The 13,305-nt window shown below is 42.4% G+C and carries 15 protein-coding genes; all 15 read right to left on the bottom strand.

Translation table 11 applies throughout. The annotated features are described in order from the left end of the window. Position 1: 1 nt before the first annotated feature. The 15 genes from ACXAH6_RS15270 to ACXAH6_RS15200 all read right to left on the bottom strand — a co-directional run bounded on the left by ACXAH6_RS15270 (position 2) and on the right by ACXAH6_RS15200 (position 12,896). The gene (locus ACXAH6_RS15270; protein ID WP_474878188.1) at positions 2 to 880 is read right to left on the bottom strand and encodes an endonuclease/exonuclease/phosphatase family protein; all 879 of its coding nucleotides are present in this window, start codon (positions 878 to 880) and stop codon (positions 2 to 4) included. Between the two features lie 502 nt (positions 881 to 1,382). After that, entirely contained in the window at positions 1,383 to 2,306 is a 924-nt protein-coding gene (locus ACXAH6_RS15265) for a hypothetical protein (protein ID WP_474878186.1), read from the bottom strand. Between the two features lie 732 nt (positions 2,307 to 3,038). Next, complete coding sequence (locus ACXAH6_RS15260; protein ID WP_474878184.1) at positions 3,039 to 4,583, bottom strand: recombinase family protein; 1,545 nt, start codon at positions 4,581 to 4,583, stop codon at positions 3,039 to 3,041. 73 nt (positions 4,584 to 4,656) lie between these two features. Further along, the gene (locus tag ACXAH6_RS15255) at positions 4,657 to 4,908 is read right to left on the bottom strand and encodes a hypothetical protein (protein WP_474878182.1); all 252 of its coding nucleotides are present in this window, start codon (positions 4,906 to 4,908) and stop codon (positions 4,657 to 4,659) included. 72 nt (positions 4,909 to 4,980) lie between these two features. After that, positions 4,981 to 6,273, bottom strand: coding sequence for a relaxase/mobilization nuclease domain-containing protein (locus ACXAH6_RS15250; RefSeq protein ID WP_474878180.1), 1,293 nt, complete (start codon positions 6,271 to 6,273; stop codon positions 4,981 to 4,983). Then, positions 6,270 to 6,650 (bottom strand): hypothetical protein, encoded by a 381-nt coding sequence (locus tag ACXAH6_RS15245; RefSeq protein ID WP_474878178.1) that lies wholly within the window; start codon positions 6,648 to 6,650, stop codon positions 6,270 to 6,272. Before ACXAH6_RS15245 ends, ACXAH6_RS15250 begins: the two co-directional genes overlap by 4 nt. Before the next feature lie 86 nt (positions 6,651 to 6,736). Continuing rightward, positions 6,737 to 7,060 (bottom strand): hypothetical protein, encoded by a 324-nt coding sequence (locus tag ACXAH6_RS15240; protein ID WP_474878176.1) that lies wholly within the window; start codon positions 7,058 to 7,060, stop codon positions 6,737 to 6,739. A 237-nt stretch (positions 7,061 to 7,297) separates the two neighbouring features. Continuing rightward, positions 7,298 to 7,612: a hypothetical protein gene (locus ACXAH6_RS15235; protein ID WP_474878175.1), complete on the bottom strand. Its 315-nt coding sequence runs from the start codon at positions 7,610 to 7,612 to the stop codon at positions 7,298 to 7,300. 13 nt (positions 7,613 to 7,625) lie between these two features. Further along, positions 7,626 to 7,922 carry a hypothetical protein gene (locus ACXAH6_RS15230; RefSeq protein WP_474878173.1) on the bottom strand — a complete coding sequence of 99 codons (297 nt, stop codon included), beginning with the start codon at positions 7,920 to 7,922 and terminating at the stop codon, positions 7,626 to 7,628. 3 nt (positions 7,923 to 7,925) lie between these two features. Beyond that, a complete protein-coding gene (locus ACXAH6_RS15225) occupies positions 7,926 to 9,596 on the bottom strand; it encodes a type IV secretory system conjugative DNA transfer family protein (protein ID WP_474878171.1) in 1,671 nt (556 codons plus the stop codon). 13 nt (positions 9,597 to 9,609) lie between these two features. Next, complete coding sequence (locus tag ACXAH6_RS15220) at positions 9,610 to 9,909, bottom strand: hypothetical protein (protein ID WP_474878170.1); 300 nt, start codon at positions 9,907 to 9,909, stop codon at positions 9,610 to 9,612. After that, a complete protein-coding gene (locus ACXAH6_RS15215; RefSeq protein WP_474878168.1) occupies positions 9,906 to 11,162 on the bottom strand; it encodes a hypothetical protein in 1,257 nt (418 codons plus the stop codon). The genes ACXAH6_RS15220 and ACXAH6_RS15215 overlap by 4 nt, the downstream gene beginning before the upstream one ends. Before the next feature lie 12 nt (positions 11,163 to 11,174). Further along, a complete protein-coding gene (locus tag ACXAH6_RS15210; protein WP_474878167.1) occupies positions 11,175 to 12,284 on the bottom strand; it encodes a hypothetical protein in 1,110 nt (369 codons plus the stop codon). A gap of 40 nt (positions 12,285 to 12,324) precedes the next feature. After that, a complete protein-coding gene (locus tag ACXAH6_RS15205; protein WP_474878166.1) occupies positions 12,325 to 12,729 on the bottom strand; it encodes a hypothetical protein in 405 nt (134 codons plus the stop codon). Beyond that, positions 12,726 to 12,896 carry a hypothetical protein gene (locus ACXAH6_RS15200; protein WP_474878164.1) on the bottom strand — a complete coding sequence of 57 codons (171 nt, stop codon included), beginning with the start codon at positions 12,894 to 12,896 and terminating at the stop codon, positions 12,726 to 12,728. The genes ACXAH6_RS15205 and ACXAH6_RS15200 overlap by 4 nt, the downstream gene beginning before the upstream one ends. Between the last annotated feature and the right edge of the window lie 409 nt (positions 12,897 to 13,305).

Raw genomic sequence — 13,305 nt, 5'->3', positions numbered from 1 at the left:
ATTACCTCTCAAGATTTGTTAGTTCGCAAAGCACTGGTAAATGATCTATGGGACTATCTTTACTTTCAAAGTCGTTTAAAAAATCATAATCGTCCAAAACCTTTGTCGCGTTCTCGTTTAAATGCCAGTCGCCATTCCCTAAGAAGCTCCCAGAAAACAACATCTGATCATAGGAATGCCACAACGTACCATTGAGCTGCTTATATTTAGTTGTACCAGATCTAAATGAAGTTTTATCGACTAATAGATGACTGTATTTATCTTCCGAAACAATACTTCTCCAGAAAGGATTGTAAAAATATTCTTTGGGGTAAGCTATAACGGAATCATGACAACGACTCGAATTTAAATTAAAGTGTACACTTTCGTCATATGGGTTATCGTTAAAATCTCCCATAACAATTACATCATTGCCATCCATCATAAACTCTTGAGCGGATGAGTAGACGATATCAGCTGCCAGTTTTCGTTTAATTTCTGAACCGCTATTCAGTCGACTTGCCCAATGGCATAGATAGACCTGCATCAACTTTTCCGAATCAGTAGGCCTGACCTCAATTAATTGAGCTGCTTTAATTATATTCCCAGACTTTACTCCCGAAAGCGAGCGAACATGCGATACTTCTAATTTTAAATTATTATAAAGAACTGCGATATCGAATCTAGTTTTTCCAACCTGATTTGTTAGGTCTAAATTACTGATACCAGTCAAATTTAATTGAGAAGTAATAGCTGTAATATCTAAGGAAGAGACTTCACATAGAGCTACTAAATCGCACGAATAATCGATAAACAACTTTTTGAGATGGGCACAAATCGCTTTATATGAATCGCTGCTACCTTTTGGCTTTGCCTTATTTGACGCAGGTGAAAATGCCACATTCCACCAAACCATCCTCGTCGTATTCATCAAAATCTTACCAAAACCTTATACGCTTCAAGTAGTACAATGACATGCTAACTTCTATTGATAAGTAAAGCTATTAACCAAAGCCTTCTTGCGTAGGAGACATTGATTTTTTATCAATTGCTTCTGCTATTCGCTAATTGTTGTCATTAAAGAATCAATGAGAAAACGGCGGCTTTACGTACGCAGCAGCCCCCATCTTGTAGGCTCTAAGCAGTATTCGACGAATTACGCAAGGCAGCCTAATTGAGCGAGTGGTGCACTTCGGAGTTGAATTCGCGCCTTTGATCTGCTCGACGAACAGCCTCTTTACGAAACTCTTCAGTGTAGGCATGAACCTTCTTTTTATTAGCCATAAGTCACCTCTTATCTAACTATAGGAGATGTCCACTAAGTTTGGGTAAGTCCTGCGCCTAACGCCCTGTTAATAGCCAACTGAATTTTATCCACTATTCAAAAGTTTGTTAGAGCACCATTACACAAAAGAGAAGTGTACTGAGCTACCTTTGATAAAAGGTTTATCCAATGAAACTTTAATGCTATGAGTTTTATTGTTTTTACACTTTATGTATGACACCTTTTCCTCTGATACGCCATTAAATGCTGTGATTGCTGGGCTAACATGTATTTGTTCAATATTATCAATTGAAGATACGTTCAATCTGAACTCACCAGCCCCTGCATTTTTGTTAAGGAAAGGGTTTATAGGTACAGGAACATTTCCTGACATACAGTGAATTGATTCAAACGAAAAATCTATATCTAAGTTCTCATTACTATTCGTTTCGAAGTAAAATTTACGAACTCCTTCATCAAGTATATCCTTTACAATTGGATCGCTTATTATCCCATTGATCTTAAAAAAATTAAATGTAAAAACCTCATCTGAAAAAACATCGCTATCTTCAGGAACCCACCACCTAAATATACACGCAGGGTCATTAATATAAGGCAGAAACTCCTCCGAATGATTATTGGTAGAAATAGCTACAATATAAAATTTTTTCGGTAGCGTTTTTATTTTATAATTTATATTAACCAATTGTCTTAGGTTTTTTTCATCATGAAGAGGTTTAAGTAAGAAACATTCATACTCATAGCGAGTAATTTCATCATCTGATTTAGTGAAATATAATTTCTTAAAAGAATCATCAATAATCGATTTAAATGTTGTTTCAATGCATTTTTTTAGCTCAGAGTTAGCAATATTTTGGAAAAATAACGCTACAATAGAGACTGATATAAAACCACTGCCAATACTGTTAAATAAAAAATACCAAAAGCTTTTGTCATTCCAATATTTAGTCTCGTTACTTGCCGCATAATCATTACCAACCCATAGGAGTACACCAAAAAACAAACCAATGATATACCAAGGGTTAAATCGCATTTTGTCCATTTTAAAACTAAACCTCCATCGGTGCTCTAACGATTTATTCTAACGAATCACCTGATAATTTAAAGCAAATTCAATAATATAGACACACGTGGTGCGATCTGATCTAATTCATTTCGCCAAAAACATACTAGAACAAGAGTATAAGAAAAATTAACGCTATGTACTACCCACTGTGTCAGCTGCATTTAAGGCTAGTTGCACGTGTGTCAAATGGGTAGTTTTCAAAAGTCGGTGAAGTTGTTGTCGTCAAGATAGGCAATTGAACTGGTCTTTGGTACTGAAATCCGCAATGAGATATGTGAAAGCCCTGACCTCAACATTTTGCATGTTCAAGTGATGGTATGTTTTTGTGCTTCATGCGTCGGTGATCGACCCAGCAAAACCAAAGTCGTGTTGAATGATATAGTCGCTGGATGTGGCAAAGTCCGGGGGAGCTCTAAGTGGCGGCATAAGAGAGTCGTTGGCAGCTTCCGGCAAATTTTGCTTGTCCAAAAATAATTAATGCAATAGTTGAGATAGTTTTACCTTTGGTAATTTGTTAAATCAAGATAGAACTAAAATATCAATGTAATCCCCATAAGAAATTCTGAGCAATACCCTGAGTAGTGAAAATTCTAAAGCGAGACAATGATTGAAATATGTCACGTCGCAGTGTCACGAATCGTGACACTTTTCACATTTGCTCTTCCTGCTAACCTTTTGTAATATAAAGCCTTACAGAACAAACTTAAACTAGGGTTCAAATCCCGCCAGCTCCACCACATCATAATTGGCATCGCCCAATTGCTCTAAAAGTCTAAATGGCTGAGCAATTGGGGCGGTTCCAACAAACCCGTTGACTAAGTCATATTGCATACGCTCTGTGAAGGCCATTTTGAGCACAGCGCGCTTATCAATATAGCTCTCAGACCAACGCTGATAAGGGTTTGCGAGGAATTCAAAACTGGTTCCAAAACATTTTTCAAAATCTGGTAGTTCCGCATCCGAATGCGTTAATTTCTCATCTATTTCCAGTTTTTGACGCTCTAATTCACGCACTTTATTTTCATACACGTTGATTAAAGATTCCGTATGCGTCTCTATAATTCGATTAACAAGTACTTTAATTTTTTCGTCAATCGCCTCTTTCTCTAATTTTAGAGCCTCAATATTTTCACTGTCCAATACGCCCCTGTTGTCCCACTGCATTTGACAAGTGCGCTTTGCCAAGTGAAACAATTCTTGTGAGGGTTGAAGCTTCAGCAAAATTTCCTCGAATTCACTTTCTACTTTTTCAGCTGAAATGGATTTACCGTAGCGCTCACAATCTTTATTAAAGCAGTGATAATAAGCGTAATATTTTTTTCTTCCCTTGGGCTTTGATGAGGTCATTACGCTGTCACAGCATGAACAGGTAATAAATCCCCTTAGCGGAAAACTCTGATCTAAGTCTGCTCGTTGTGGAACTTTTGCATCGCCAGCAATTCTCTTTTGGATTTTGAGATATGTTCCATAATCAATGAGCGCTTCATGTTTTGCTGGCACCATGTGGATATCCCGATGCGGAAAGTGCAAATATCCCGCATAGATAATATTGGTGAGTATATGATTTACCTTCTGAAGATATACATGACCCTTTTTAGATTTAGGGAATGCATCTTGCGTTTCAAGATAGCGTTTCACTTCACTTTGCGTGTCAAATCTCCCACACGCAAAAGATTCCAGTGCGTTTTTAACAACTGAAGCCAAAGGTTCATCCCTAACCAGTAATTTTCCGTGCTCCACTGTTTGCTCGTATTTATAGCCAATGGCAGGTATGGAAGCTGTACTATAGCCGCGTTTGAGTCGTGCCATCGTGCGGTTTATCACCGTTTCCCTGTTCTTATCACGAAAATGCTGCGCCACCGTTGCCAACATATTCTCAACAAGTATTTCATCAGACGTAGAGCCAAATTCAACGGAAGGCGACATAAGTGTACCGCCAGCAGCCTCGATCATGGCGCGCAGCTCAACATGCGCAGAAATACCCCGCGCTAAACGGCTAATGTCATCAATTAAAATCACGCAACCATCTTGCTCATTGGTAACAAAATCGAGCATTGCTCTCATTCCGGGGCGTTCAACGAGTGAGCCAGAAATACCGTTATCAGTAAACGTTTTTATAACCTCTAATCCGAGGGTTTTAGCGTACATTTCACAACGCGAAGCCTGTGAAGAAACGCCTGAGCCTTCCTTCACCTGTTTAATTGAACTTACCCTTGCATAAATTACCGCTCTATCAGGTACATTTTTAATCATTAAACACTCCTTTAGAATTAGTTGACGCGCTGTAAGAGTGACTCCGAGTCACAGGCACCACAAGAAATTTTTATTAATGCTTGGTCGTGCTTTCAAATTCTTCAAGTAAATTGCCTTTATTAACCCTTACGATCTTATTGTGCTCACTCGCAAGGTTTAAATTTCGCGCTGTACGCCGTTCAAGCAATTCATCGAAATACCGATCCATTCCGATAAGCATAATTGTCCAAAGTTGCTCTACATATTCAGTGCGCTCGCACTCTGACATGTCCCAACCTTGGGTCAGGTCAATTAATTCTTCTCTTTGCTCTGATGTCATCAACATGAATTAATCCTCCATTTTCTTTGTGAATTCATTGGTTCATTGCCATTTGCTATATCGAGTTAGTTATTCCCATCATGACAATCCAATTTCTATATCTTGGTTTTTAGATTGCTGGTGCACTCTGCTTTGTTGAGGCGGCTGATGAACAGGATTCATACCGAAAAATTGCCGTGAAATTTGAGTATTTAACGCCATGATGTCTTGTTGCTGACGTTGTTTCATCACATCAAGCGAGGCCTGCAACTCTGTACGCACTTTTCGTTGTTCAACATAAAGCTGGTGGCGCTCAATGTTGTCGCGTGCGAGGTTGGCTTGATATTCGGCTTCATGCTTCTTCTTGAGCTTATGAGTCGCACCGCTGATAAAACTCCAAATCGCCCGAATACCGCGTTGATAATGTGATTGACGTTGAATCAACTCATCACGTTGGCGCTTTTCATGAAATATTCTTTGCGCTTCGCGCTCTTGTCGCTGCGCCTTTACCAGAGCATCTTTTTTCGTATTGAGTGGCGCGCGCTCAGCCGCATGTTTACGCGCTTGCTGAAGACGTAGGCGCTTGTGTATTGCATGTTGCTCTTGTGTGATTGATGCCTTTACCTCATCGACACTTTGAAGGTCACTGCTATCCCCTAAGCGGGATTTTAAATCTTTTGCTTTTGCGCCTGTGGCACGAGAGAGAGAATGCACTTCACCAAACCAATCCACGACCACAAAATTTCTGCGATTACCCTTCGCCAGTGCAAAAAATCCCTCGTGTTTAATCGCATTGATAAAAGATGCTTTGTTATCTGAACGGTGCCAACAATGCGCAAGTTTGGCTTTGATTTGCTTTGGATCTACATTATGGCGAAGGCCTTGCTGGTATTCTCCGAGATTGTAACTGCGCGGATCTGCTGAATATTGGTTCACAAACCCTTTCGGCAAATCCCAGCCTTGCTCGATAAAAATCTCACGGCTGATCTGGTTTAGTTTTCGTTTAAAAAAGTCGAGTTTAATCGCTTTTATTTCAATTTGGTCAATGCGTGAATACACTAAATGCATATGGCGTCTAGCCGCCTTGTCATGAAAGACAACGGCTCTTGGCTGGTTTTTCAAATGCAGAGCAGCTTCAATTTTACCTGCTACAGCGAGGTAATCTTCATCGCTCACATCTTTATCTTTTGGCGCATTCACACTGATGGAAAACAAATATTTACTGGCTCTTGTTGCCTTGGAAACGGCTTCTATTTCACGCAACGCTCCCGTTAACTCTTGAGTGATAAAGCCTCGCAGCGAGTGCACCTCAACGTGATCATTATCCTGCCGATTTAATAGATGTGTAGCGAGTGATTTAGCGCCACTTCTTAGCGAGGCTTTTATGATCATTTGCGCAAACCTAATAAATAAATAAGGTCTTCCGTAAATGCTTTAATCTCTTCACAAGTTTCATTTAAGTTTTGTTCAGTTTCATTCGAAAATGTGAAACAACCTAACCTCATATGTTCCAGAATTTGAGTGAGATAAAGAGGAATATTCGTAGCCGCAAGTCTTGATAAGACATGAGCGACTTCTTTTTTCCGACTTTCTGTTGTTGTATAAATTTTTTCTAAATCTTTGGAGTTTGTAGCTAACGCTATCGTTCTAATGAAAGTCGCTGGGGGAAGATTTACAGAAACTGCACCAGCGGATATTTTTGCCCATTCATTATCAGAAAAGCGAATGGTACGTTGTTTACGAATGTTTTTGGGACTTAGAGTTTTCATGTCGGACTGCTGACCTTTCATCTGAGAATTGGCGAGCCAGCGTGATAACAATACACTGGCTCGATAGGCGGGTATTTCAAGTGAGGTTAATGAAATTCCTCACGGATATAGTCTTCATCAAAGTCGATTTCGTCATCGGTAAGGCTCGGCGTTCTGGGATAACGCGGGACGATAGCCTGATGCATTGCATCGCCCTGATTGAGCTTAATCGCACGATATTGCGCATCGGCTGTCACAAAGAAAAATTCAGCAACGCTGCGCTCATGGTCATTGGTTGAGCCAACAGGCCAGCCATAGCCGACGGGCAGTTCACTGGACTTGCCTTCATGTTCGATGATTTCAAAGACTTGATAGGTTGCTTTCCCTTGCGGGGTAAACCGATAAGGGTTAGCGTGGTGATGAGATTGCATTGGTATGTTTTCCTCTCGTATTGGTTGTGTTTTTCTGTATTCAGTTAAAACCTTAAATTGTGAATAAATCATTAATTATCAAACCCTTGACTTCTCACAGCCTTATGGCTGTGCTGTAGATTAATTTTTCATGAATGCATGCATTGGCATGTCTTTGTCAGGCTATAAATTACGTCATCTCACCTGCAATATTGGGAAACAAAACAAAGAAAATCGCCTTCCTTGGCAAAATTTCGCTTAGTGTTGCTGCTCTTGACGATGTGCTTGCTGGTGGCGCTTCGCATATTCCAAAGCCTCTTGTGCGAATTCAGGATGCGCTTTTTCAATTTGTTTTTGCTGGAAGTAACTTTTACTGGCCGTGTCCATCAAAAGACGTGAAGCCTCGTTTAACTGTTGAACAATGGGATAAAGCGCTGGTGTATCTTTCATACTGAGCAGCTTATCTTGCGTTTCATTGACGATATTGTGTGTTTTATAGAGCTGTTTGTTGTGGGCGCGCAACGCGATGTAGCGCTGTTTTTCTTCGCTGAATGCGTTCTCTCTGCCAGTCATGATGTCTCCTTATTTAATATGATTGGGTGTGTTGATGGCGTTTTTCTTGCCCATGTGCACGCTCATTAAAATGAACTTGCCTGCTCGGCTTGATAGGCTCTGCAATCGCGTGAGCTTTTTGCTCCGCTTGAAGCCGTTCAGCAAAATGCGCGCGATGAACGAGATACGCTTCCAAAGTAGAAGGCGTCAGAATGGGCATCAGCTTTTCTTCTTCAATCATGGTTTTCTTTTCCTGTTTAATATCTTGATAGGCCGCGCGCGATTGCGCCGCGGATATCCCCTTTGCGGTATCATTAAAGTGCTGTTGCATAAACTAATGCCTTATAGGTTCGCCCGTAAGTTTGGGCATGGGTGGTCGAAAGCCTTTGGGGTATGACCACTTTCCTTGGCTGTATTGCGGAATGGATGACAATGCATCTGGCACCGCTTCACTACGGATTTTTATTTGCCTTGACCAGCGCCCCATAAAAGGCACGCTTATGCGGTCATAAGGCGGGTGATGCGGATTGGGCAAAAATCTGTGTGCCAGTGCTGGATTTTCAAAATACGGCACTTTAAGATATTGATACGGCTTAATGCCGATGCCATGAATATCTAATATTCCCGTATCATTGGGTAAATGCATCAGTTCATCAGGGTTCATCAAATTCCGAGAGACATTCTCAGGTCTGTGCATCGCCACTTCCTGCGCAATGATTTCCATCATATTCGTTGAGAAATCCCCTGATTTGATGGCATTGATAAAGGCTTGCCCTTGCTTAAAGGCGGCTTCTTGTTGCGTGCGTTTAGACAAATACTGATATGTTGCTTTGCCAAGATGTTTACTAATGAAATTGGCAGAATGCTCAGAGGACAAACCAATGAAAAGCTTCACCTGCGCATTGCCAATCATGGTGTCAGCATCGTCTTGACCAAAGAAATGGACGATCTGTCCGTAATTTTGGTAGTAAGTTGAGATCTTGTTTTTACTGCCTCTGCCGTAACTGTATATTCGCGTCACGAGCCCAAAGCTGCCGAGTTGCCCTGCTTCATCAATGATGAAATGGATTCGTTGTTGCAAACAGCGTTGCTGCTCGATTTCCATGACCGTAAAAAAGCAACGCAATACTGGCGAACAGGTCGCCAAATATTGTGAAGGGATCATGATAAAGAGCTTCTTATGCCTAAAACCGACTTCACACAACGCCCGCGTGGACACGGTAGCAGGATTTGACAATGCCAGTTGGACTTGCGGTGAGCCTAAGACCTGAAGGCTGTTGCTTATAGTCGACATGATGCTTTCGAATTCGGAAGGCGCCATTTCACGCTTGGCTATCAGTTCTTCTGCCACATATTGAACCGCAGCAAACATCGAACTTTGCATGCGCGGATAGTGAAACTGCGCAAAATAATCTTGTGCACCGCCGCTCCTGACATCATTCACGAGGTGGTATAAATCAGGCAATGTCGCGTCAGGGTTAAACTCCTTAATGTACATCAGCAAATTGGCCGTCACTTGCACCGCTTTGCCATAGAAATGCTCACTATTACCATTGCCACCTTTTGGTTTATTGATCAGGCTTTGGGCAATAAGCATCATGTCTTCAAAGAATGTGGGGCTGTCTTTATCAGCAAAAGCCAAAAGATTGAATCGATGGTGCTGAGGTAAAAACCACGGCTCATCTGCGCCTATTTGATATGGATTAAAAAAGTAGCAGTCACAATTGGTCAGCAACATGGCAACGCTGCACGCCAGTTCCCCTTTAGGATCGAGTATGATTTGTGTCTCATCCGCAAGAAGCTGGTAGGCCAGCAAGGTTGTGAGCTTGCCAGAACCTGCTGAGCCAATCACCAGAATGCCTGTATCGCTATCAAAGCCGATACGGCGCGGACTGTTTTCTTTTGTGTAGCCTAAAAATAAGTGGTTGTTGTCGATAAGATTAGCGTTGATGAGATCATCAATATTGGCGAAATCAGCGGTGCCAAACCGCTCGCTAGCTGACACGTATTCCCCCCCCTTATTTAAATTTACGCAAGGTCAACTTGATCATGATAAAGGTGAAGATGATATTCACGAGCTTCACAACGGCGTTAAACGTATTGAGAGTGAGAAACATAATGAAAAAGAACAAGGCAATGACCCACACGCCAGTTAACAGATCCTCATAACCATAGGCGCTATAACGTAGCACCCATTCATCGAAATATGGCGTTAGGAGTATTTTTACCCGCATGACAGATAACACGGCGACTAAAAATCCCGTTGTTACAGCAAGACTATGTAACGGGTTGTTTTGTTGATTATTGGGTTGATTCATACTTGGCACACCTTTTCGTTTGTGAAATCTGACAAGTCATAGGAGCGGGAGTACACCGACTCCCCGCCTGAGCGAAGATACCTGTTCATATCATCGCCGTTATTGCCATCGTTATTGGGAAATGAAAAACGGCGTTCATAGACGGCTTCGCCGACCTGAATTCGTATCGCCCCCTGAATTGCACCAGACGCTTTACCGCTATAATGATTAACGCCGAGGCGAACATCACACAGCTTGACAGGCTGGGTAAAAACAATTGTCTCGAAATAGGCATCTTGCTCCAGTGATGCCCCGTGCAGAACGTCTTTTTGATGCTGAGCAAATGCCGTCGTCGTATTGCCGAAATACACATGATCTTTATTCCCCGCCAAAGAAGCATAAATATCCATATCTACGGCATCACCCAACCAGCGAATACCAACGCGTAATTGATGTTTGTGCGCAAGTAATTGCTGCTTAAATGGCGTTTTACTCAATCCGCGCTGAAATAAATCCCCTCCAAGTGTTACCGCGCTGGATTGAGACTCATTAAGCGAATAAGGCATTTCTAATGGCGCAGCATGCTTATTGAGGCGCTTTTTAACTTGCTTAGCATCAGTTGAAAGTGAGATAACATCGGCGCTTTGACGGTATAGCCACAAATGCCAGAAACGCTCAGCGCTTTCTTGATAGTGCAGTGGCATCAATGCTTGCGTGTACAGCCAATGAATACGAAACCCTTTCAAGCGTTCAGAGATATCAGCTGTGCCAAACACAGATTCCCGTGAACTTCGGAGTAAATTCTCATCGAGTAAAACAGATTGACCACTGACGATATCCGCAGAGAGTTCAGGAACATCAAAAGAGACGGAGCCTAAAATCACAACATCATCGGCCTTTCGGAAATACCGAGACAACTTCGTCATCACCAGTGGTAAATTCAACGCCCCATTGGCATGCGCTCCTTGGCTCGCTGCTTTAGTGAACCGAATGAAATTGCCTATTTCTGCGCGGTTATTGTTGATACGTCCTTGACCGCTCGCAAGAACGGGAGCATCGGGAACATGCAAAGACGCGACCGTATCGCCTGATTGCCCATCGATAATTGTCAGCGTGTCATTGAGAGGCGCCTCTTGAAATATCTCCATAGCAACAGCAAATTGCGCTTTTGCTGCACTCTCATCGACATGGGGGGACACGACAACAACGGTGTCTGCCAGCGCTAACGCGCTACTCAGGCTGCAAGCCAATAAAACTAAGTCAATAATTCTCATCGGTAAGTTTCCTTAATCGTGAATAGAATGATGTTGAAGTAACTGCTTATCGAACTCGCTGTTCATCAAATCAATGAACCACTGCTTAAGCGACAGATAACGAGCTTGCGCATCATGCGCGTCCTTTTGCTTCTCAATGCTTTGCATATGTTGTCGTTTCGCGCGCTCCAGCCGCTCTTTGACGACGCGAATTGACGGATTTGGGAGTAAATGAAAGGGTGAATATCGATCCCAGATATTATTCAAGGCGACGAATAAACTGGCTGCGATGAACATTTCAGTAATCAGTTGCGCTAAAACAAAGGTGTTACTCCCACCGCCATCTAACAGAGATCCATACGTGATTTGCGCGCCGACACCTTGAAAGCGCTCAGCAAACTGGTAAATCCACCAAAGCGATGAGACTATGCTTATACCAATTAAGCTTTTTTGAGCGTATTCAACATAAGATGGACGCGAGAATAGTGATGGCAGCATTTTGAAAATGAGCGGAATTGTTGAGGCCATACCCGCCATCAACCAACTCTTCCATTCGTTCTCTCCCACCAAAGCAGCGGAGCCACTGGCCACAATGTTGACTTGCACACTAATGACGCTAATGGCAGTCAAGAAAACCAATCCAACACTCAAAATCGGCGCTAGAATTTTGTCTTGCACACGCCATTGGCTAAAGTTTTTACGCAAGCCTTCTTGTCCATCAGGCTCACCTGATGACACGCTCGGAACATATTCTGGTGTTTCGTCCAAGGCGCGCTGTGCGTCCAATAGATTCTGCTCACTCACCGCAGTCGCGCGCTCAGCTTCTTTCAGCGCTATTTCCTCGCGGCTACCATCCCCACACTCTAAGTGATAGAGGTTTTCTGCATGCGCCTCTACTATTTCACGACCGACTTTTTCACCCCGAAAAACGGCCGTTTTAATGAAGGATTTAGCGCTGTCTTTTAATGCGATGAGCCGCTCCCTCAAGGTACTTGTCGGGGGCGCTGATGATTTCAGCGCCATGTCATTCGCTTTTGCTTTCATCTCAAATACTCCTGTTCCAATTTTTTCTATTTTGCATTCCCAATTCAGATAAATTGGGAAATAGACATGTGGGTGTGCTTTGTTGAGCTGTCCCAACATTGCCCCATACGGGCAGCAATGTTGGGAAACAGCAACGACGCTAGAAAGTAACGAGTTGTGCGTAGGTTTCAGGCTTTTCTATTGCGAGAAATGCGCTGAGCAGAACAAGCTTGAAGAGCTCCCTTCGTGGTCGATGGCGCGTAAGGAAACACCGCAGCCACCTTGCATCTTCCCCAAGGACATCATGAACATCAGGTAAATTTGCCAAACGAGCAATTCCATTATCACGTTGCATGTAAAGCTCCCCCGAAAAGTCATACAGCACATCTGCGATGTGGTTTTGAAATTTGCGACTACTCGAACGTGCAGTCGTCTTGTAGTAATCAGCAATTGATCCCTGCAAAGACATTTGAAAGCTTTCGCTTGAGACTTGCTCTCTTTTCGGTAACACAATTTTTAAGTTGCGGCGCTTATTCGCGCCGCTATTGCTTATGTTGGAGGTCATTTTTGCCCTCCAATTCTTTCCTCATGCGCCAGCATTGCACTGACGATGACAGCCCACATTGCGATACATAGGGCTATAAAGGATGGAAAGTAAAAATCTGCCAACAACAACGCCAAAGACGTAATTACTGCAATGGCGTGAAACGCTTTATTTCTGTTTAAAAACATCTGCCACTCCAACCCAACTACGAACAGTTGGTGAAGAGGCTATGTGCACCTAGCCGTTAAAATTTTGGCCGTTTTCCTTTGCTGCTCCTTCAGCAATTTCGATGCTAATTAAGGGGGTGAACAATTGGAATTAGGGTTATTTAGGAATTATTAGGGAAGAAAACATTCCTTTTAAAAACAGAATGTTACACATTTTAATTGACTAACAAGATTATTCTCTGTTAACAATGTCAATTGTCCAGCGAAAGAAAATAAATGGCTAATACTGAACAAAAATATTTTGACCGCTTAGTTGAATTTGTAAACCTCCCCTAAAATAGCGACATACCTTTTTAGAGTTCTTCGGCGTAAACTGAGCCAAGAAAGGAGAACTCCTGATGAAAAAGTCTCGATACACAGAAACGCAGAT

The sequence above is a fragment of the Alteromonas sp. ABE4_545 genome, from assembly GCF_056161325.1.
Note: the sequence above shows the minus strand (reverse complement) of the source record. Positions and strands in the feature narration are given on the sequence as shown.

What these genes read in the sequence shown, in the direction of transcription:
- ACXAH6_RS15205 (WP_474878166.1), bottom strand. Translation starts at nt 12,729, where the DNA reads ATGACCTCCAACATAAGCAATAGCGGCGCGAATAAGCGCCGCAACTTA.
- ACXAH6_RS15265 (WP_474878186.1), bottom strand. Translation starts at nt 2,306, where the DNA reads ATGGACAAAATGCGATTTAACCCTTGGTATATCATTGGTTTGTTTTTT.
- ACXAH6_RS15255 (WP_474878182.1), bottom strand. Translation starts at nt 4,908, where the DNA reads ATGTTGATGACATCAGAGCAAAGAGAAGAATTAATTGACCTGACCCAA.
- ACXAH6_RS15215 (WP_474878168.1), bottom strand. Translation starts at nt 11,162, where the DNA reads ATGAGAATTATTGACTTAGTTTTATTGGCTTGCAGCCTGAGTAGCGCG.
- ACXAH6_RS15260 (WP_474878184.1), bottom strand. Translation starts at nt 4,583, where the DNA reads ATGATTAAAAATGTACCTGATAGAGCGGTAATTTATGCAAGGGTAAGT.
- ACXAH6_RS15220 (WP_474878170.1), bottom strand. Translation starts at nt 9,909, where the DNA reads ATGAATCAACCCAATAATCAACAAAACAACCCGTTACATAGTCTTGCT.
- ACXAH6_RS15240 (WP_474878176.1), bottom strand. Translation starts at nt 7,060, where the DNA reads ATGCAATCTCATCACCACGCTAACCCTTATCGGTTTACCCCGCAAGGG.
- ACXAH6_RS15250 (WP_474878180.1), bottom strand. Translation starts at nt 6,273, where the DNA reads ATGATCATAAAAGCCTCGCTAAGAAGTGGCGCTAAATCACTCGCTACA.
- ACXAH6_RS15210 (WP_474878167.1), bottom strand. Translation starts at nt 12,284, where the DNA reads ATGTTGGGACAGCTCAACAAAGCACACCCACATGTCTATTTCCCAATT.
- ACXAH6_RS15230 (WP_474878173.1), bottom strand. Translation starts at nt 7,922, where the DNA reads ATGCAACAGCACTTTAATGATACCGCAAAGGGGATATCCGCGGCGCAA.
- ACXAH6_RS15245 (WP_474878178.1), bottom strand. Translation starts at nt 6,650, where the DNA reads ATGAAAACTCTAAGTCCCAAAAACATTCGTAAACAACGTACCATTCGC.
- ACXAH6_RS15235 (WP_474878175.1), bottom strand. Translation starts at nt 7,612, where the DNA reads ATGACTGGCAGAGAGAACGCATTCAGCGAAGAAAAACAGCGCTACATC.
- ACXAH6_RS15200 (WP_474878164.1), bottom strand. Translation starts at nt 12,896, where the DNA reads ATGTTTTTAAACAGAAATAAAGCGTTTCACGCCATTGCAGTAATTACG.